We start from the raw sequence: 16,685 nt of genomic DNA, 5'->3' as shown, positions 1-16,685 counted from the left end.
GCTGCGTCTCGCGCGCTCAAGCCGCGCGGGCGCGCAGCAGCCCGGCCAGCGCGGCGGCCGAATCCGCGATGCAACAGGCCCCGGCCTCACGCAGGCGAGCGGCGTGACCGGCATCGACGTGGCTGCCACCGGTGAAGCCGATGGCCCGCGCCCCGGCGGCGACGGCCCCGGCGATCCCGCTGACACTGTCGTCGATCACCGTGCAGCGGCTGGCATCGGTCCCCATGCGGGCGGCGGCATGGAAGAAGAGATCGGGCGCAGGCTTGCCCCGGGCCACGTCCTCGGCACTGAACACCCGGTCCCGGAAACACCGCGCCAGCCCCGTCAGCCCCAGCGAGAGCTCCAGCCGCGCATGGCCGCTGTTGGAGGTGACGCAATGGGGCAGGCTTAGCGCGGCGATCACCTCGGCGATGCCGGGCACAGGGCGCAGCTGGCCCCGGAACCTCTGGTAGAGCAGCCGGTCGTAGAGCGCGTAAAAGGCCGGCGTCAGCTCCAGCCCGAAACGGTCTTGGGCGATGCTGCGGGTGGCCTCGGCGCTCTTGCCGGTGAAGAGCGCACCGGCCTCCGCGACAGAGGTGGTGACCCCCATGGCCGCAAAACAATTCACCAGCGTACGGGTCGCGATCACTTCGCTGTCCACCAGCACGCCATCGCAGTCGAAACAGATCAACTCGGTCATTGAAAATCCTTGGCGGACAGCCGGTGGCACCCGCCGGCTGTCAGGGTCATGCGAGCGTCAGCGGGCAAGCCCGAGGTCGTTGAGGTACTTGGCGGAGGCCAGCAGGCCCGACTTGTCGCGCAGCTCCATGATCAGCCGCGGGTTGCTCTCCAGCGTGGCGAGCGCGCCAAAGACGGCGGGCCAGTTCACGGTGCCCTTGCCGATCTCCCAGTGCCGGTCCGCATGGCCGTCGGCGTCTTGAATGTGGATATGCTCCAGCATGTTGCCCGCGCGGAGCACGAAGTAATCGACCGGATGCGCGCCGGTGGAGCCGTGCGCGTAATGGGCGTGACCGGTGTCGATGGAGACCTTGACCGAGGCGCTGTCGAAGGACTGCGCAAGCGCCACCCGGGCGTCGGCGTCCTTGTCCTCGATATTCTCGATCACCATGGTGACGTTGGCGGCCTCGGCGCGGGCGATCACCGGGTCCAGCGTGGCATGGACGAGGTCCACCACGTCCTGACGGGCCGAGCGCTGGTTGTCGAGGTTGTTGTACATCCACGTCGTGTAGGGGCTGTGGATCACCATCTGCGTCGCGCCGAGCGCCTCGCAGACCGCAAGGCCCTGCTCCATCCGCTTGGTGGTCAGCGCCCGCATGTCGGCATCGGGGTTGGCCAGCGTCAGCCCCCAGAACGGCCCGTGGATACCAAGCCGCCCGCTGTGACCGTCCAGCAGCTTGCGCGCGCGTTCGACCAGCGGCGCGGCATCGCCGTTCAGGACCTCGGCGGAGATGAAATCCTGCAGTTCCAGATCGCGCTGATCCTCAAGGATCCAGTCGCGGTAGGTTTCGAGCACATCCAGCGGCATGGCCGCGCCGAGTACGGGAAGAGAGGTCATGATAGCTCCGTATCCTGGGAAACGCCCGGTCGACGGGACCGGTGGGGCCTGCGCCGACCCCACCGGGCCGAGCGATGGGCCGGGCGATGCGCCTGCCCTAGCGCGCCCATGTGACGGTATGATCACAAAACTCCATACCGATCCGCATCTATGGAGCGGTGCTCCAAACTTCGTGAAACCGTGACCTTTCCGAAACCGAACTGTCATCGGGCGCGGGGCCTATTCGCGGCAGCAGGCGACCACGCCGCGCCGGCTTTGCACCACCCCTTTCCCGCCGGTCCACCCCCGCGGCGCCGGCCTTTCAGGAATAACGAACCGGAGGTGATGCAGGCATGGCTCGACCGGGACGTCGGGCATCTGACCACGGATCGCCCCGACCTCGCGCTTGCCTTGCGCGCAGGCGCTCCGCTCCCGGCCTGAGGCGCGCTGTTCCCGGCCCTCTCGGTCAGCCGATCGGAAGGAGCCACAGCACCAGCGGCAGGGTGGCAAGCGCGGCCATGGTCTGGAAGGTGACGATCCCGGCCATCAGCTCGCCGTCGCCCTTCAGCTGCTGGGTCAGCACATAGGCCGTGGGCGCCGTCGGCACCGCCGAGAAGACCACCAGCACCATCGCCTCGACCCCGCTCAACCCGAAGGGCAGGCAGACCAGCGCCGCCAGCACGGGCATTGCCAGCAGTCGCGCCAGACTGATCCCCACGAGGCCCGAAAGGCGGTGCCGCAGCGCCGTGATGTTCAGCGCCGCCCCGACGCAGAGCAGACCGAGCGGCAGGCTCCCCTGCCCCAGCAGCTTGAGGAAACTGCCGGTTCCGAAGGGTAGGCCGATCCCGCTGAGCGCGAGCGCAAAGCCGGTGAGGCAGGCGAGGATGAGCGGGTTCCTGAGGATCGTCTTGGCCAGATGCAGCGGCTTGCGCGCCGCCCCTTCGCCGCTGAGCGCGAGGATCGACAGCACGTTGACCAGCGGCACCGCGACGGCGAGGTAGATCGCCGCGCGCGACACGCCCTCCGGCCCGCTCAGGAGCGCCAGCAGCGCAAGCGCGAGGTAGGTGTTGAACCGCACCAGCCCCTGAAGATGCGGCCCGAACCGCGCGGCGGGCATCGGGCGCACCAGCCGCAGCAAAGCCAGCAGGGCGCAGGCGATCAGGATCGTCGCGGCCGCCGCCCCGCCGAAGCGCAGCAGCGCGGGGTCGCGCACGGGCGCGTTGCCGAGGCTTGCCAGCAGCAGGGCGGGGAAGAGGATGAAGTAATTCAGCCGCTCTGCCGCGGACCAGAACTCGACCGAGGGAAATCCCCTGCGCCGGAGGAGATACCCAACGCAGATCAGCGCGAAGAGGGGCCAGATCGTGATCAACAGCATGTGGATGCCCGTAGCTTGCCAGCGGCGGACCATCCCGGCGCCGATCCGCCCCTGCGGTCTAGACCATCCTCCGCGCCCCGGCCAGCGGATGCCGCATGGAGGGCCCCGCCAGCCGCCCCACGCGCCACGCGGCGCTGCGTCTTCAGGCGCTTGAGCCGGGGCTACCCCCGTACCGCAGGGGCAGCCCGTTTTTCGGTCAGGTTCTCCCGACCACGAGGCCGGGGAAAAGACGCCGCACGGGGGTGCGGCCCCCGCGCGGCCCTGCCCTCTCGGGGCCTTAGAACCGCGAGGTCAGACCAACCCGGAACAGGCGGCCGTTTTCGCGATACGAAACCGTATTGTCCGGCTGCTGGTCGAACAGGTTGTCGATCCCGAAATTCACCCGCGCACGATCCGTCAGGTCATAGGTCACGCCCACATCCACGAGGAAATAGGGATCGCTGTTCTGCCCCGCGGGCACCGCGTTGGCCTCGTCCTCGCCCAGCGACGCCTCGGTGATGTAGCCCGCCTGACGCCCGACGTAGGTCACCTGCCCGTTCAGGGTCAGCCGGTCATTCGCCCGCCACGACAGGCCGGTGGTGATGTTCAGCTCGGGCGTGGTGGCCATCGGGTAGGTCTCGTCCATGAAGTCGTACTTGAACTCCGACAGGGCGATCCAGGTGAAGGTGTTCGACCAGGTCAGATCGGGGCTCACGTCGAAGGACATGCCACCCTCGACACCGGCCGTGCGGCCTTCGTCGATGTTGGTGCGCTGGAAGATGTCGTAGCCGCTCTCGTTCTGCTCACCGGTGCGCATGGCGCCGAACATGTTGGTGACGTCGTTGTAGAAGGCCGTCACCTCCCACGACAGGCCCGCGCCCTGGTAGTTCAGCCCGATCTCGTAGTTGTCCGAGGTTTCGGGTTCGAGGTCGGGGTTCCCGATGATGTTGCAGGGCCCGGGATAGGGTTTGCAGCCGTTCCCGCGCGAGGCGATCAGGTAGTCTGGGTTCAGGGACCGCAGGTCCGGCGCGACGAAGGCTTGGGCATAGCCCGCCTTCAGCATCAGCCCGCTGCCGAGGTCATAGTTCGCATAGATCCGCGGCGTGACGTGGAGGCCATATTCCTCGTGCTGGTCGAGGCGCAGGCCCGCGGTCAGCTTCAGCGCATCGGTCACCTGGTAGCGGCCCTCGGCATAGAGCGCGCCGGTCATGACCGAGCCGCCGATCTCGGCGTTGTCGCGGTTGGTCTGGTTGTCCTTCAGCTTGTCCCGCGCCACTTCGAAGCCGAAGGTATATTCCAACTCGCGGTCGGCGAGATAGGTGAAGTTGTTGTAGCGGCTTTCGAAGGTGACCGTGTCATATTCGATCGCGTCGCCCCAATAGCCGTCGGTCTCCCAGGGCTCATTGGTGCTGTGCTCGTAGCGCAGGTAGGACGACAGCGTGCCGCCGGCGATCTGCCAGTCGTTGGTCAGCGCGACGCCGGTCTTTTTCAGGCGGTTGCCGTCGTGATCGTCGTAGGCGAGGTAGTTTTCCTGGCTGTGGGTCGCCTCGACGCCCCAGGTGACGGCAGAACTGGGCGACCATGTCAGCGACGTGCCGATCTGGTGCACCTCGGAGCCGAGCGTCCCGCTGACGGAGGCCTCCTCGCCCTCCGCATCGACGTAGGTGAAGGGCTCCGGCGCGTCCTGCTTGGAGTACTTGCTCCAGATCGCCATGTTCACCGTCTCGGAAAGCGCACCGCTGAAGTAACCCGAGATCTGGCGGCTTGGCGCCGTCGTGTCGTCAGAGCCGGTGGTGTATTCCGCCGTGACCGAGCCGGACCAGATGTCGCCGGGTTCCTTGGTGATGATGTTGATCACCCCGCCCATGGCGTCCGAGCCGTAGAGCGTGGACATCGGGCCCCGGACCACTTCGATCCGGTCGATGGCATCCACGGGAATAGTGCTCAGATCGCCCTGATAGTCGCGCAGCATCGCACCGGAGGAGCTGATCCGCTTGCCGTTGACGAGGTAGAGCGTCCGGCTGGAGGACATGCCGCGGAAGGACACGTCATTGGTGCCGCTGTTACCGCGCGTCAGGTTCAGGCCGGGGATCTTGCGCAGCACGTCGGTCAGTTCGCGCGCGCCTTCCTTCTCGATGGTCTCGCTGTCGATGACCGAGATCGAGGCCGGCGCATCCTGCACCGTGGTTTCGCCGCCCGAGGCGGATTGCACCATGATCTCGTCCAGCGCGATCACGCTGGTGTCGTCGCTGTCCTGTGCGGCCAGCGGCGAGGCCGCCAGCAGCCCGGTGAGGCCGATGGCACTGGACCGCCGCAGGCGGCCGATGAGGGAGTGGGTCAAGGAACTGTCCTTCCGTTTCACGTGAGTGCCCGTGTCCGCTTCTGGCTGCCCCCGCAGGGCCATAGCTGGATGGGAGAAGGCGTTGTACCGGCACCGGGAGAGGGGCGCCGGGGTCTGGCCCCGTTCAACCGGGGCCTGTTGCGGGCTAGCCGAACACATCGACCAGCGGCTTCCCCTGCCGCTCGGTCACGTCCAGATCCAGCCCGTAGAGGTCGCGCAGGATGGCCGGGCGGATGACCTCATCGGGCCTCCCCACCACCTGCAGGCGTCCGTTCTTCATGGCGATGATGCGATCCGCATGGCGGGCCGCGAAATTCAGGTCGTGCAGCACGGTCACGACGGTCTTGCCCAGATCCTCTGCCGCGCGCCGCAGCAGGTGCATGACCGAGACCGCGTGCCGGATGTCGAGGCTGTTGAGCGGCTCATCGAAGAGCGCGTATTCCGTGTCCTGCGCCAGCACCATGGCGATGAAGGCGCGCTGCCGCTGCCCGCCCGAAAGCTCGTCGAGGAAGCGGTGCCGGTAGGGCACGATATCCACCAGCGCCAGCGCGCGCTCGATCTCGGCCCGGTCGGCCTCGGTCAGGCGGCCCTTGGAATAGGGGTAGCGCCCGAAGGCCACGAGGTCGGCCACTGTCAGCCGCGCGGTCATGGCGTTGTCCTGCCGCAGCACCGTCAGCTGCCGGGCCAGCACGTCGCCCTTGATCCGCAGGATGTCCTGTCCGTCCAGCGTCACATGCCCCCGGTCCGGGGCCTGGAGCCGCGAGATCATCGAGAGCAGCGTGGATTTCCCCGCGCCGTTCGGGCCGATGATCGCGGTCAGGCCGCCGCGCGGCAGCTCCAGCGCCTCGACGTCCACGACCCAGTCGCCAGCGTATGTTTTGCCAAGGTTTTCGACACGGATCATCGGGCACGCTCGATCAGAAGGAGGATGAAGAGAAGGCCGCCGAGGAATTCGATCACCATGCCGACGGTGCCGGTGAAGCCCAGCACGCGCTCCAGAACCACCTGTGCGCCCACCAGCAGCAGCGCGCCCAGCAGGCCCGCCAGCGGCAGGGTCAGGCGCAGCGGCGCACCGGGCAGCAGGCGATAGGCGAGGTTGGCGACCAGCAGGCCGAAGAAGGTGATCGGCCCCACCAGCGCGGTGGAGGCGGCGACCAGCAGGGTCACGATCAGGAAGACCTCGGCCGTCAGGCGCCGGTGCGGCACACCCACCGCCAGCGCCCCGTCACGGCCGAGGATCATCGCGTCGATCGCGGGCAGCCGCCAGATCGCCCAGAAGCTCGCCGCTGCCACCAGCGCGGCCGACATGGCCAGCACCTGCGGATCGGCGCCCGAGAAGGAGGCGAAGAGCCGGTCCTGCAGCACGAGGAATTCGCCCGGGTCGATCAGCCGTTGCAGCAGCCCCGTGACAGACCGGAAGAGCACGCCGAAGATGATCCCCACCAGCAGCAGCAGTTCGAGGCTCTGCGCGATGCGGCCAAAGAGCCAGCGGAAGAGCAGCGTCGAGAAGGCCACCATGGCCGCCAGCTCTCCGAGGTAGACGAGGACGGGGTTCCATTGCGTCACCGTGGCCGCGCCAATCAGGAAGACCGCCAGCGTCTGGATCAGCATGAAGAGCGCGTCGAACCCCATGATCGAGGGCGTCAGAATCTGGTTGCGCGAGATGACGTGGAACAGCACGGTCGAGACCGGCACCGCCCAGGCCACCAGCAGGATCGTCAGCAGCTTCTCGCCCCGGTAGGACAGTACGAAGGACCAGCTGCCGACCGCCCCAAGGGTCATGTAGACCGCCACGGCCAGCGCCATCAGCCCGCCCAGCGACAGCGCCAGCAGCCGGGCCCTGTGAAAACGTGCATCGGGGCTCATGCGCGTTGGCTCCGCAGCAGCAGGGAGAGGAAGACCACCGCCCCCAGCACGCCCATGGTCACGCCGATGGGCAGCTCGTAGGGGTGGAAGATCAGCCGCCCCGCGATGTCACAGGCCAGCGTCATCACCGCGCCCAGTAGGGCCACGGCGGGCAGCGCCCGGCGCAGATTGTCCCCCACCCGGCGCGACACGAGGTTCGGCACGATGAGGCCGAGGAAGGGGATGAAGCCCACGGTCACCACGATGCAGCCCGCCACGGCGGCGACGATGGTGATCCCCAGCGCCAGCACCTGACCGGGGTTCAGCCCCAGCGTCTTTGCCATGCTGTCGCCAAGGCCCGCCAGCGTGAACCGGTCGGCAAGGACCCAGGCCAGCGCGGTAAAGCCCGCGGCGAGGTAGAGCATCTCGTACCGGCCCGAGAGGACGATGGAGAAATCTGCCGACATCCACGCGCCCAGCGATTGCATCAGGTCCATCTGCCAGGCGATGAAACTGGCTGCCGCCCCGATCACCGCGCCATAGGAAATCCCCAGCAGCGGCGGCATCAGCGGCGACCGGCGCGGCACGGCGCGCAGCAGCAGCAGGAAGAGCCCGGTACCGCCCCATGCGAAAAGCGCGGCGATCCCCATGCGGGTCATCGGCGAGGCGGCAGGCAGGAAGATCACCGCAAGCAGCAGCCCGAGGGCGGCACTGTCCACGGTGCCCATGGTGGTGGGATCGACAAAGCGGTTCTGCACCAGCCGCTGGATGATCAGCCCGGTGATCGCCGAGGACATGCCCGCGAGGATCAACGCCGCGGTGCGCGGCAGGCGGCTGGTGAGCAGCAGGCCCGCGGTGTCGGGATCGGCCAGCAGCCCGCGCAGGCCCAGCTGGCCCGCGCCGACCACGAGGCTGACCCCGGCCAGCAGGACCAGTGCCAGCAACCCGCCCCAGACCATCAGGGCCCCGGCGCGGTCACTGCCGCCCCGGGCCCCTGAGGGCGATATGTCCACCGCGCCGCTCACCCTTGCCTCAGTTGTCGAGCGCCTGCGAGATCGCCGTGGCGCTGTCGATCATCGCGGTGACGCCCGCGCCGACGAGGTACCAGTGGCTCGGCTCGAGGTAGACGATATGCCCGGCCTCGGCGGCGGCGGTGCCGTTCACCATCGCATTGTCCAGCATCTGCGCCGCAGGCTGGCCGTCACGGCCGATGGCGGCATCCCGGTCCACCACGAAGATCCAGTTCGGGTTCACCTCGCGGATGAACTCGAAGGAGATCGGCTGACCGTGGTTGCCGGCCTTCACGTTCTCGATCGCAGGGATGAAGCCCATCTCGTTGTAGAGAATGCCGAAGCGGCCCGCGTCGCCGTGGGTGCTCATCCGCCCGCCGGTGGTCAGCAGGGTCAGCGCGGGGCCGGCCTCGGCGGCCTTGGCCTTGACCTCGGCAAGGGCGGTTTCCAGCTCCGCCACCTTGTCCTCGGCGGCCTCTTCCGCGCCGTAAAGCGTGCCGATCGTCGCCGCGTTGCGCTTGATCGAGGCGAGCATATCCGTCGGCTCAGAGGTCAGGTCGATGATCGGGGCGATGCGGGCCAGCTCGTCATAGGCCTGCGCGGAGCGGCCCGCGACGATGATCAGGTCGGGCTGCAGCGCGGCCACCTGCTCCACGTTCGGCTCGAAGGGCGAGCCCAGCTTGGTGTAGCTGTCGGCACCGTATTTCGAGAGATACTCGGGCAGGACCATGGTCGGCACGCCTGCAACCTCGCCGCCGATGGCGTCGATCAGGTCGAGCACGGCAAGGTCCATGGTGATCACGGTTTCGGGCAACCCGTCGAGGGTGACATCGCCGCGGGCGGTCTGGACGGTCACGTCCTGCGCGCTGAGGGTGGTGGCCGTGCAGGCCAGAAGGACGGCGCCAAGAAGGGAACGCATGAGAAACTCCTTGAGATCGGGGGCCGGCACGCGACCGGAGAACATCAATCAAGGGGCGTTGGCTTGGGACGGGCGCCCCGGGGGAGGGGGCGGCCCCTGGCAGGGCCCGGCGAAAAGAGACCGAGGGGAGGCACCCTCTTTCCGACTGTTTTTATCAGCTATATCCATGTAGGACCGAGTTCAAAGCGATCCGCCTTTGAATCATTCCAAATTAACCACAGCGAAATTTACCCCTCATGGCCGACCCTTCCCCGCTTCGGACCCCCCTCGCCGATCCTGCGCACTTCCGCCTGCTCGTGGCGCTCGACGCGCTCCTCGTGGAGGGCAGCGTGGGCCGTGCGGCGGCGCGCATGGGGCTGAGCAGCCCCGCGATGAGCCGGATGCTGAAACAGCTGCGCGCCCATTACGGCGACCCGCTGTTCGAGCGTACGGGCAGCGGCATGATCCCCACGGCCTTTGCCGAGGACCTGCGCCTGCGCCTGCGGGCCGTGATCTCGGAGGCGAACGCGCTGCTGGCCCCGCCGTCGTCCGAGCCCGTTGCCGCGCCGCTGCCCGCGGCCCCGGCGCCGGGGCCGCTTGACCGGCACCCGCCCCTGTCGCTGGACGAGGCGCCCCCGCAGGGCGGCGGACCCGATGCCGCCATGCTGGCCCGGCGGCTGGCCAATGCCAGCAACTCGCCCGAGGGTGCCCGGCGGCTGGCGGGCTACATCGCGATGACCGGCAACGGCGCAGGACGCACCCGCCCGATGACCGAGGAAGAGGCCGAGGATGCCTTTGCCATCCTGCTGCGCAAAGATGGCCATCCGGTCCAGTTGGGGGCGCTGATGATCGCACTGCAGGGCCGGGGCGCGACAGAGGCGGAACTGGCGGGCTTCGTGCGTGCCGCCCGCGACACCTTCGGCGCACCCGCGCCGGGCAGCGGCACGACGGACCTCGACTGGCCGGCCTACCTGAGCCCCCGGATGCAAGGCGCCCCGTGGTTCCTGCTGGCCGCACGCCTCGTGGCGCGGGCGGGCTACAGCGTCGCGCTGCATGGCCGCGCCGACGGGCTGGTGCCCAAGGCGCTGCAACATGCCGGCCTCGATCAGGGTGCCTTGGAGCGCGAACGCCTGCGGTTTCTCGCGGTGGAGGACTTCGCCCCCTCCGTGGCCGCGCTGCGCGACCTTTACCGCTACGTCCAGATGCCGACGCCCGCGCAATTCGTGCTGGCCCTGCTCAATCCGCTGGGCGCAAGGGTCAGCCTTCTGGGCCAGCGGCAGATCGGCCGCCCCGGCCTGCAACGCGACGTGATGCGCCGTCTGGGCTGGCGGCAGGCCGTCGTCCTGAACGGGCTGCGAGACGTGGCGCAGGTGCTGCCCGAGACCACGCAGGGCCTCTTCCTCCTGCACGACGGCGAGGCGGGCAATGAGGAGGTCACCGGGCCGAAACCCCTGCGTGCCGTCACGCGGCCAAAGCAGGACCTGAACCGGCTGGAATACTGGCAGGCGGTCTGGGACGGCGATGTCGATGAGCCGGAGCGCGTGCCGATCGTGCTGGAGACAGCGGTTGTCGCGCTGCGCGCCCTCGATCCCGCGCTGTCTGTCGAGGATGCCAGGGCGCAGGCCGCCGCGCTCTGGTCCGGGCGGCGCCGGTCGGTGAAGCTGATCCGCAAGGGCGGATAGGCCAACCACTCCACGCCGAACGCAAAACGCCGCGCCCGAACAGGACGCGGCGTTTTTCCGTGTCACGCGTGGCGGGTTACGCCCCGGTGTCGCCCTTCAGGTCGGGCCCGCTGTAGCGGCGCTTGGTATAGGCCGCCCAGATCGGGGCCGCGAGGCTGAGGATCGTGGCGAGGATCAGCACGAGGCAGATCGGGCTCTTGAAGAAGACGGTGAAATCGCCGCCGTAGAGCTGGAAGATACGGATCAGCTCCGCGTCCGCCGTCTTGCCCAGCATCAGCCCGATGACCACGGCCACGACCGGGTAGCCCTCGCGCTTCATCAGCCAGCCGAGGGCGCCGCAGCCGATCAGCAGCATCGCGTCAAAGCCCGCGTTCCGGACCGAGAAGGCCCCGATGTAGCACATGGCCAGCACCACCGGCACGAGCACCGCGTAGGGCGTGTAGATCACCCGCAGGAAGGCCGCCGCCACTACGAAGCCTACGGCCAGCAGCAGGATCTGTTCCAGCATCTCGGCCGCCAGCAGGCCGAAGATCACGTCCTGATGTTCATAGACCAGCCGCGGCCCCGGAACGATGCCCTGGATCGTCAACGCCCCGATGAGGATCGCCGTCGCCGCGCCGCCGGGAATACCAAGCGCCAGCATGGTTGCCATGGCCCCGCCTTCGGAGGCGTTGTTGGCCGATTCCGCCGCGATGATCCCGTCCGGCTCGCCGCGGCCGAACTTCTCGGGCGTGCGGCTGGAGCGGCGGGCAGTCTCGTAGGAGATCAGGCTGCCGACGGTCGCGCCGACGCCGGGGATGGCCCCGATGAAGATGCCGATGACGGAGGAGCGCAGCACGGCCCAGATCCGGCGCGGCACCATGAGCATGCCCTTCACGATCTTGCCGAAGTTCAGCCGACCGGCGCTCGGCAGTTCGACGTCGTCCTCCTCGAGCCGCGAGAAGAGCTCGGACAGGGCAAGGAACCCGATGAGCGCGGGGATGATCGGCATCCCGTCCATCAGGTAGGTCTGGCCGAAGGTGAACCGCATGGAGCCGGAGGCCGAGAAGCCGATGGTCCCCAGCAGCAGGCCGAAGAGCCCCGCCACGATCCCCTTGAGGAAACTGCCCTCGGACAGCGACGCGATGGAGGTCAGGGCAAAGATCACCAGCAGGAAGGTCTCGGCCGGGCCGAACTTCAGCGCGAAGGCGGCCAGCGGCTGGATGATCACGCAGAGGAAGATCATCCCCAGCAGGCCGCCGGTGGCCGAAGCGCCCAGCGACAGGCCCAATGCCTCGTTCGCCTGCCCCTTCACCGCCATCGGGTAGCCGTCGAGCGTGGTGGCCACCGCCGAGGGCGAGCCCGGCGCGTTGATCAGGATCGCGGTGATCGCCCCGCCGAAGACACCGCCGGTGTAGATCGACGTCAGGAACACGAGCGAGGTCAGCGGGTCCATCGTGTAGGTGACGGGCAGCATCAGCGCGATGCCGATGCCCGCGTTCAGCCCGGGGATCGCACCGAAGAGCACGCCCGCCAGAAGGCCCAGCAGCATGTAGAGGATCACCCAGACATCCGCGAGCGGGGTGATGGCAGAAATCAGCACGTCCATCCGATCAGCCCTCCAGCCAGAAGGAGGCCAGCGGCACGCCAAGCGCCGTGAAGCCCCAGTAGAGCAGCACCGGCAGCACCACGGCGACCGGGATCACCGCGACCCAGCGGCGGTAGCCCATGAGCGGGATCGCCAGCAGCAGGAAGGCCGTGGTGGCGAGCGGGAAGTCATACCCGGCGAAGCCCAGCAGGATCAGCGTGCACAGGAAGAGCAGCACCGGGCGCTTCAGCCGCGCGGGCGTCAGCGCGGGGCCCACGGGAAGCCGCGCCAGCAGGACCGATCCGATCAGCACCAGCGACAGCACGCCCAGGCCGATGGTCAGCGGCCATGCAAAATGCATGTCACCGGGCGGCACATGCCGGTTGCTCCAGCCATAGGCGCAAGCGAAGGCCAGCATCAGCACCGGCACGATCAGCGCGCTGCCGCGTCTTTCTCTTTCCATGAAAACTCTCCTGCCTCGTCGTGTCATCCCCGCGGTCCCGGATGGACCGCGGGGACAGGGGTCAGCCGCCGAAGGCCGACTTGTAGGTTTGCATCAGGGCATCCATGTCCTTGACGATCTTGGTGCTCTCTTCCGGCCCGCGGAAGGCGGTCTCTTCCGCCGCACCCTGCTCCTGCAGGATCGCCTGATACTCGGGGTTGGCCATCACCGCCTCGTAGGCATCGAGCAGCTTCTGGAACCGGTCGGGGTGGGCCTCCTTGGTGCCGGCCTTGACGGCGAGGAAGCGGACATCGCCGATCTCGGGCACGTCGACGCCATAGTCCTTCAGCACGTCGTTGATGTAGGGCGCGTCCGGGAAGGCCGAGATGCCGGTCGAGGTCGAGATCGCCAGCGAGCGGACCTCGGGCTTCATCGCCGCATCCGAGACCGCGCCATTGGTCGAGCTATCGATCTGCCCGCCCAGCACGGCAGTCCGCACCGGCGCGCCGCTGTCATAGGTCACGATGCGCGCATCCCAGCCCAGCTTGTCCGCCAGCAGCAGCGTCAGCATGTGCGAGGCCCCGCCGCGCACGGTCCCGATGGAGACCTCGCCGGGGTTCGCCTTGATGGCGTCGTTCATGTCGGCGAAGGTCTGGTAGGGGCTGTCCGACTTCACGGTGATCGAGATGTTGCCGACGTTGTGGACGTTCAGCACCTCGAGGTCATCCACGGTATAGGGCGCGTTCTGCAGCGCGATCGAGGCGCTGAAATAGGGCTGTGCGTTCAGCAGCAGCGTGTTCGCATCCGCGGGCTTGGCCAGGAACATCGAGGTGCCGATCTGGCTGGAGGCACCGGGGCGGTTTTCCACCACGATGGAGGTGCCCAGTTCCTTCTCGAGGAAGGGCGCGATGTTGCGCGCCACGCGGTCGGCCGAGCCGCCTGCGGAATAGGGCACGATCAGCGTGATCTTGCGGCCCGGCCAGTCGGCGGCCTGCGCGGCGCCAGCAAGGGCGACGGTGGCGGCCACGGTGGCCATGAGGGTGCGGCGGGTGAGTTTCAGCATGGGGTCCTCCTCCAATGTGCTGTGAAATGTCAGGGTTCGAAATCGTAGAGCCGCGCGGGCGTCTGCCGCGCGATGTGGTCGATGAGGGCGGCGTCCCCGTCACACCAGTCTGTCAGCGTGGCGGCGATCGACGCGGGGGCCGGCGGGGCCGGCTGTTCGGTGATGTGCGGCCAGTCGGAGCCCCAGACCAGACGGTCCGGGATCGCGCCGACCCAGGACCGGGCGATGGCCAGCGTGTCCCCTGCCCCCGCGGCGCCTTCGCGCCGGTTCAGGTAGGGGCCCGACAACTTGACCCAGGCGCGCCCGTCGCGGGCCAGCCCCGCGATCAGGTCGAAGGCCGGATGATCCTGCGGCGTGCTGCCCGACGGCAGGCGGCCCATGTGGTCAAAGACCATCGGGCAGGCGAGCCCCATGAGGAGATCGGCCGAGGCGGCGGTCTGATCGGCGTGCATATGCAGTTGCAGATGCCACCCGAAGGGCGCGACGCGCGCCGCCATCGTGGCAATATCGTCAGGCCGGGCCACGGCGTTCGACGGGTTCCAGAGCGAGAAGCGCAGCCCCCGCACCCCGGCGGTATGGAGCGCTTCCAGCTCGGCATCGGAGATCGCGGGATCGACCACGGCAATGCCGCGGCCGTCCGCCCCGAGGCGTTGCAGCGCCTCCACGAGGCAGGCGTTGTCGATGCCGAACACCTTGGCCTGCACCAGCACCGCACGCTCCGTCCCGTAGGCCCCGCGCACGGCGAGGTAGTCGTCCAGCGTCAGGCCGGACGGCACCGTCGCGCCCGGCGCGGGCGCGAAACGGGCGTCGTAGACGTGCAGGTGACTGTCGCAGGCCTTCATGCAGTCACCCCCGCCTTGGCCAGCACGGCCTTCGCCCGGTTCAGCACCGGCAGGTCGACGAATTCGCCATCCAGCATGAAGGCACCGGTGCCCTTCGCGGCCTCGGCTTCGGCGGCCTCCACGATCCGGCGGGCGCGGGTCAGCGCCGCCTCGGAGGGCGAGAAGGCCGCGTTCAGCACCGCGACGACCTTGGGGTGGATGCAGCTCGCCCCGTCGAAGCCGAAACGCGCGGCCTCCTCGGCGGCGGCCACCAGCCCCTCGGCATCGTTGAAATCCGCGACAGAGCGCAGCATTCCGAGCGAGAGCTTGCCCTCCGCCTTGGCGGCGTAATGCACCATCAGCTTGGGCAGGCGCAGCACCTCGGGGATCGGCTGGCCGCCGGTCGAGGTCGCAAAATCCTCCGCCCCGAGCGCAAGCGCCACGACCCGCGGATGCGCCGCCACTTGGCGTGCGTCCATCAGGCCCGCCGCGTCTTCGATGATGGCGAGGATCTCGGTACTGCCATCGTCTGCGGCGCCCAGTTCGGCCAGCAGCGCGTCGACGGAGGCGGCCGTCTCGGCCTTGGGCAGCATGATCCCGTCGGCCCCGGCGGCCAGCGCCGCGCGGGCGTCCTCGCCCATGCGCGGGCCGGTGTTCACCCGGACATAGGCCTTGGTCCCGTTCCGGGCCACATGCGGCACGGCGGTTGCAAGGGCCGCGCGGGCGGCGTCCTTGGAGCCCTCCTCGACCGCGTCCTCAAGATCGAGGATCACCGCATCGGTGCCGCGTTCATGGGCCTTGGCCACGAAGCGTTCGGCATTGGCGGGGACGTAGAGCAGCGAGCGCAACCTCATGCCGCGACCTCCTCGGGCAGGGCGATCAGGCCGGAGGCCACCATGCTGTCGATCTCCTCCGCGCCGTAGCCGGCTTCGGAGAGGATCGCGCGGCCATGCTCACCATACGCAGGCGCAGGGCGCCGCAGCGTGCCCGGCGTGGCCGAGAGACGCGGCAGCGGGCTGTGCATCGGAACGTGGTCGAGATCTTCATCGGGCACCTCGACGAAGACTTCGCGCTCGATGAAATGCGGGTCCTCGACGATGTCAGCGACGGAGTAGAGCGGCGCGGCGGTGATCCCGTCGCGTTCGAAGATTTCCAGCAGTTCGTCGCGGGTGCGTTCGGCCATCCAGCCGCCGACGATGGCGTCGACTTCCTCGCGGCGCTTGATGCGCTCCTCGTTGGTGGCAAAACGCGGATCGGTGTTCATGTCGGGACGGCCGATGGTGTTGAACATCCGCGTCGCCGCGTTCTGGACCGAGGCGGAGACAGCGATGAAATGGTCGTCCTTGCTGCGGTAGACATTGCGCGGGCTGGAGGTGTTGGAGCCGTTGCCGACGCGCGGCTTGGGCGTGCCCGTGAGGCGGTAGTCCAGCGGCTCGGGCCCGAGGACGGAGACCATGGCCTCCAGCAGCGACAGGTCCACGACCTGCCCGCGGCCCGTCTGCTCGCGCGAGCGCAGCGCCATCATCAGCGCGTTGGAGCCGTAGAGCCCCGCGATCATGTCGGCCAGCGCCAGCGGCGGCAGCAGCGGATCGCCCCCCGCCTCGCCGTTGCGGTGGGCAAAGCCCGACATGCCCTCGACCAGCGTGCCGAAGCCGGGACGCGGCGAATAGGGTCCGGTCTGGCCAAAGCCCGAGACCCGCAGCAGGATCAGGCGCGGGAAACGCTGCGCCAGCACGTCGGGGCCAAGGCCCATCTTCTCCATCGTGCCGGGGCGGAAGCTTTCGATCATGATGTCGGACTGCGCCATCAGCCGTTCCAGCACCTCGAGCCCGCCCTCGGCCCGGAAGTCAAGCGCGATGGAACGCTTGTTGCGGCCATAGGTCTTCCAGAAGGAGCTCTGCCCCTTCTGCTTCCATGCGCGCAGCGGGTCGCCCATGGGCTGGGGTTCGACCTTGACCACGTCGGCACCGAAATCGGCCAGCTGGAGCGAGCACATGTTCCCGGCCACGAGGCGCGACAGGTCCAGAACGCGCACCCCGGTCATTGGGCCCGTCGCCTCTGCGTCGAAGTCCCGGGTGTGCCAGTGCTGTTCGGTCATTGTCTTGCTCTCCGTTTCTGGGATGTCGGA

At 68.5% G+C, this 16,685-nt stretch carries 15 protein-coding genes; 1 reads left to right on the top strand and 14 read right to left on the bottom strand.

Annotated elements, in window-relative coordinates; genetic code table 11:
* Positions 1-16 precede the first annotated feature (16 nt).
* The 8 genes from LCM32_RS08650 to LCM32_RS08615 all read right to left on the bottom strand — a co-directional run bounded on the left by LCM32_RS08650 (position 17) and on the right by LCM32_RS08615 (position 9,003).
* On the bottom strand, positions 17-679 hold the full coding sequence (locus LCM32_RS08650; protein ID WP_224820651.1) for an HAD family hydrolase: 663 nt from the start codon (positions 677-679) through the stop codon (positions 17-19).
* A gap of 57 nt (positions 680-736) precedes the next feature.
* Positions 737-1,555 carry a sugar phosphate isomerase/epimerase family protein gene (locus LCM32_RS08645; protein WP_224820650.1) on the bottom strand — a complete coding sequence of 273 codons (819 nt, stop codon included), beginning with the start codon at positions 1,553-1,555 and terminating at the stop codon, positions 737-739.
* 445 nt (positions 1,556-2,000) lie between these two features.
* Positions 2,001-2,909 carry an AEC family transporter gene (locus tag LCM32_RS08640; protein WP_224820649.1) on the bottom strand — a complete coding sequence of 303 codons (909 nt, stop codon included), beginning with the start codon at positions 2,907-2,909 and terminating at the stop codon, positions 2,001-2,003.
* 277 nt (positions 2,910-3,186) lie between these two features.
* Positions 3,187-5,229: a TonB-dependent receptor plug domain-containing protein gene (locus LCM32_RS08635; protein ID WP_224820648.1), complete on the bottom strand. Its 2,043-nt coding sequence runs from the start codon at positions 5,227-5,229 to the stop codon at positions 3,187-3,189.
* A 145-nt stretch (positions 5,230-5,374) separates the two neighbouring features.
* Complete coding sequence (locus LCM32_RS08630) at positions 5,375-6,133, bottom strand: ABC transporter ATP-binding protein (RefSeq protein WP_224820647.1); 759 nt, start codon at positions 6,131-6,133, stop codon at positions 5,375-5,377.
* A complete protein-coding gene (locus tag LCM32_RS08625; RefSeq protein WP_224820646.1) occupies positions 6,130-7,095 on the bottom strand; it encodes an iron chelate uptake ABC transporter family permease subunit in 966 nt (321 codons plus the stop codon). Before LCM32_RS08625 ends, LCM32_RS08630 begins: the two co-directional genes overlap by 4 nt.
* Positions 7,092-8,087 (bottom strand): ABC transporter permease, encoded by a 996-nt coding sequence (locus tag LCM32_RS08620; RefSeq protein ID WP_318246184.1) that lies wholly within the window; start codon positions 8,085-8,087, stop codon positions 7,092-7,094. Before LCM32_RS08620 ends, LCM32_RS08625 begins: the two co-directional genes overlap by 4 nt.
* Before the next feature lie 19 nt (positions 8,088-8,106).
* A complete protein-coding gene (locus LCM32_RS08615; RefSeq protein WP_224820645.1) occupies positions 8,107-9,003 on the bottom strand; it encodes a siderophore ABC transporter substrate-binding protein in 897 nt (298 codons plus the stop codon).
* 236 nt (positions 9,004-9,239) lie between these two features.
* Here LCM32_RS08615 and LCM32_RS08610 point away from each other — a divergent pair, with 236 nt between their 5' ends.
* Entirely contained in the window at positions 9,240-10,664 is a 1,425-nt protein-coding gene (locus tag LCM32_RS08610) for a LysR family transcriptional regulator (protein WP_224820644.1), read from the top strand.
* 76 nt (positions 10,665-10,740) lie between these two features.
* Here LCM32_RS08610 and LCM32_RS08605 read toward each other — a convergent pair whose 3' ends face one another.
* The 6 genes from LCM32_RS08605 to LCM32_RS08580 form a co-directional block, all read right to left on the bottom strand.
* Entirely contained in the window at positions 10,741-12,252 is a 1,512-nt protein-coding gene (locus LCM32_RS08605) for a tripartite tricarboxylate transporter permease (protein WP_224820643.1), read from the bottom strand.
* A 4-nt stretch (positions 12,253-12,256) separates the two neighbouring features.
* On the bottom strand, positions 12,257-12,694 hold the full coding sequence (locus LCM32_RS08600) for a tripartite tricarboxylate transporter TctB family protein (protein ID WP_224820642.1): 438 nt from the start codon (positions 12,692-12,694) through the stop codon (positions 12,257-12,259).
* A 61-nt stretch (positions 12,695-12,755) separates the two neighbouring features.
* A complete protein-coding gene (locus LCM32_RS08595; RefSeq protein WP_224820641.1) occupies positions 12,756-13,736 on the bottom strand; it encodes a tripartite tricarboxylate transporter substrate binding protein in 981 nt (326 codons plus the stop codon).
* A gap of 29 nt (positions 13,737-13,765) precedes the next feature.
* Complete coding sequence (locus LCM32_RS08590; RefSeq protein ID WP_224820640.1) at positions 13,766-14,578, bottom strand: amidohydrolase family protein; 813 nt, start codon at positions 14,576-14,578, stop codon at positions 13,766-13,768.
* Positions 14,575-15,411 (bottom strand): HpcH/HpaI aldolase/citrate lyase family protein, encoded by an 837-nt coding sequence (locus LCM32_RS08585; RefSeq protein ID WP_224820639.1) that lies wholly within the window; start codon positions 15,409-15,411, stop codon positions 14,575-14,577. The genes LCM32_RS08590 and LCM32_RS08585 overlap by 4 nt, the downstream gene beginning before the upstream one ends.
* A complete protein-coding gene (locus LCM32_RS08580) occupies positions 15,408-16,655 on the bottom strand; it encodes a CaiB/BaiF CoA transferase family protein (RefSeq protein WP_224820638.1) in 1,248 nt (415 codons plus the stop codon). The genes LCM32_RS08585 and LCM32_RS08580 overlap by 4 nt, the downstream gene beginning before the upstream one ends.
* Between the last annotated feature and the right edge of the window lie 30 nt (positions 16,656-16,685).

Source organism: Pseudooceanicola nanhaiensis (genome assembly GCF_020171315.1).
Taxonomy (GTDB): domain Bacteria; phylum Pseudomonadota; class Alphaproteobacteria; order Rhodobacterales; family Rhodobacteraceae; genus Pseudooceanicola; species Pseudooceanicola nanhaiensis_A.
The sequence above is the reverse complement of the archived record's forward strand: the minus strand, read 5'-3'. Positions and strand labels throughout refer to the sequence as shown.

Bases quoted from the DNA above. Each gene is read 5' to 3' on its own strand.
- LCM32_RS08650 (WP_224820651.1), bottom strand. From the start codon at position 679: ATGACCGAGTTGATCTGTTTCGACTGCGATGGCGTGCTGGTGGACAGC.
- LCM32_RS08645 (WP_224820650.1), bottom strand. From the start codon at position 1,555: ATGACCTCTCTTCCCGTACTCGGCGCGGCCATGCCGCTGGATGTGCTC.
- LCM32_RS08640 (WP_224820649.1), bottom strand. From the start codon at position 2,909: ATGCTGTTGATCACGATCTGGCCCCTCTTCGCGCTGATCTGCGTTGGG.
- LCM32_RS08630 (WP_224820647.1), bottom strand. From the start codon at position 6,133: ATGATCCGTGTCGAAAACCTTGGCAAAACATACGCTGGCGACTGGGTC.
- LCM32_RS08625 (WP_224820646.1), bottom strand. From the start codon at position 7,095: ATGAGCCCCGATGCACGTTTTCACAGGGCCCGGCTGCTGGCGCTGTCG.
- LCM32_RS08615 (WP_224820645.1), bottom strand. From the start codon at position 9,003: ATGCGTTCCCTTCTTGGCGCCGTCCTTCTGGCCTGCACGGCCACCACC.
- LCM32_RS08610 (WP_224820644.1), top strand. From the start codon at position 9,240: ATGGCCGACCCTTCCCCGCTTCGGACCCCCCTCGCCGATCCTGCGCAC.
- LCM32_RS08605 (WP_224820643.1), bottom strand. From the start codon at position 12,252: ATGGACGTGCTGATTTCTGCCATCACCCCGCTCGCGGATGTCTGGGTG.
- LCM32_RS08600 (WP_224820642.1), bottom strand. From the start codon at position 12,694: ATGGAAAGAGAAAGACGCGGCAGCGCGCTGATCGTGCCGGTGCTGATG.
- LCM32_RS08595 (WP_224820641.1), bottom strand. From the start codon at position 13,736: ATGCTGAAACTCACCCGCCGCACCCTCATGGCCACCGTGGCCGCCACC.
- LCM32_RS08590 (WP_224820640.1), bottom strand. From the start codon at position 14,578: ATGAAGGCCTGCGACAGTCACCTGCACGTCTACGACGCCCGTTTCGCG.
- LCM32_RS08585 (WP_224820639.1), bottom strand. From the start codon at position 15,411: ATGAGGTTGCGCTCGCTGCTCTACGTCCCCGCCAATGCCGAACGCTTC.
- LCM32_RS08580 (WP_224820638.1), bottom strand. From the start codon at position 16,655: ATGACCGAACAGCACTGGCACACCCGGGACTTCGACGCAGAGGCGACG.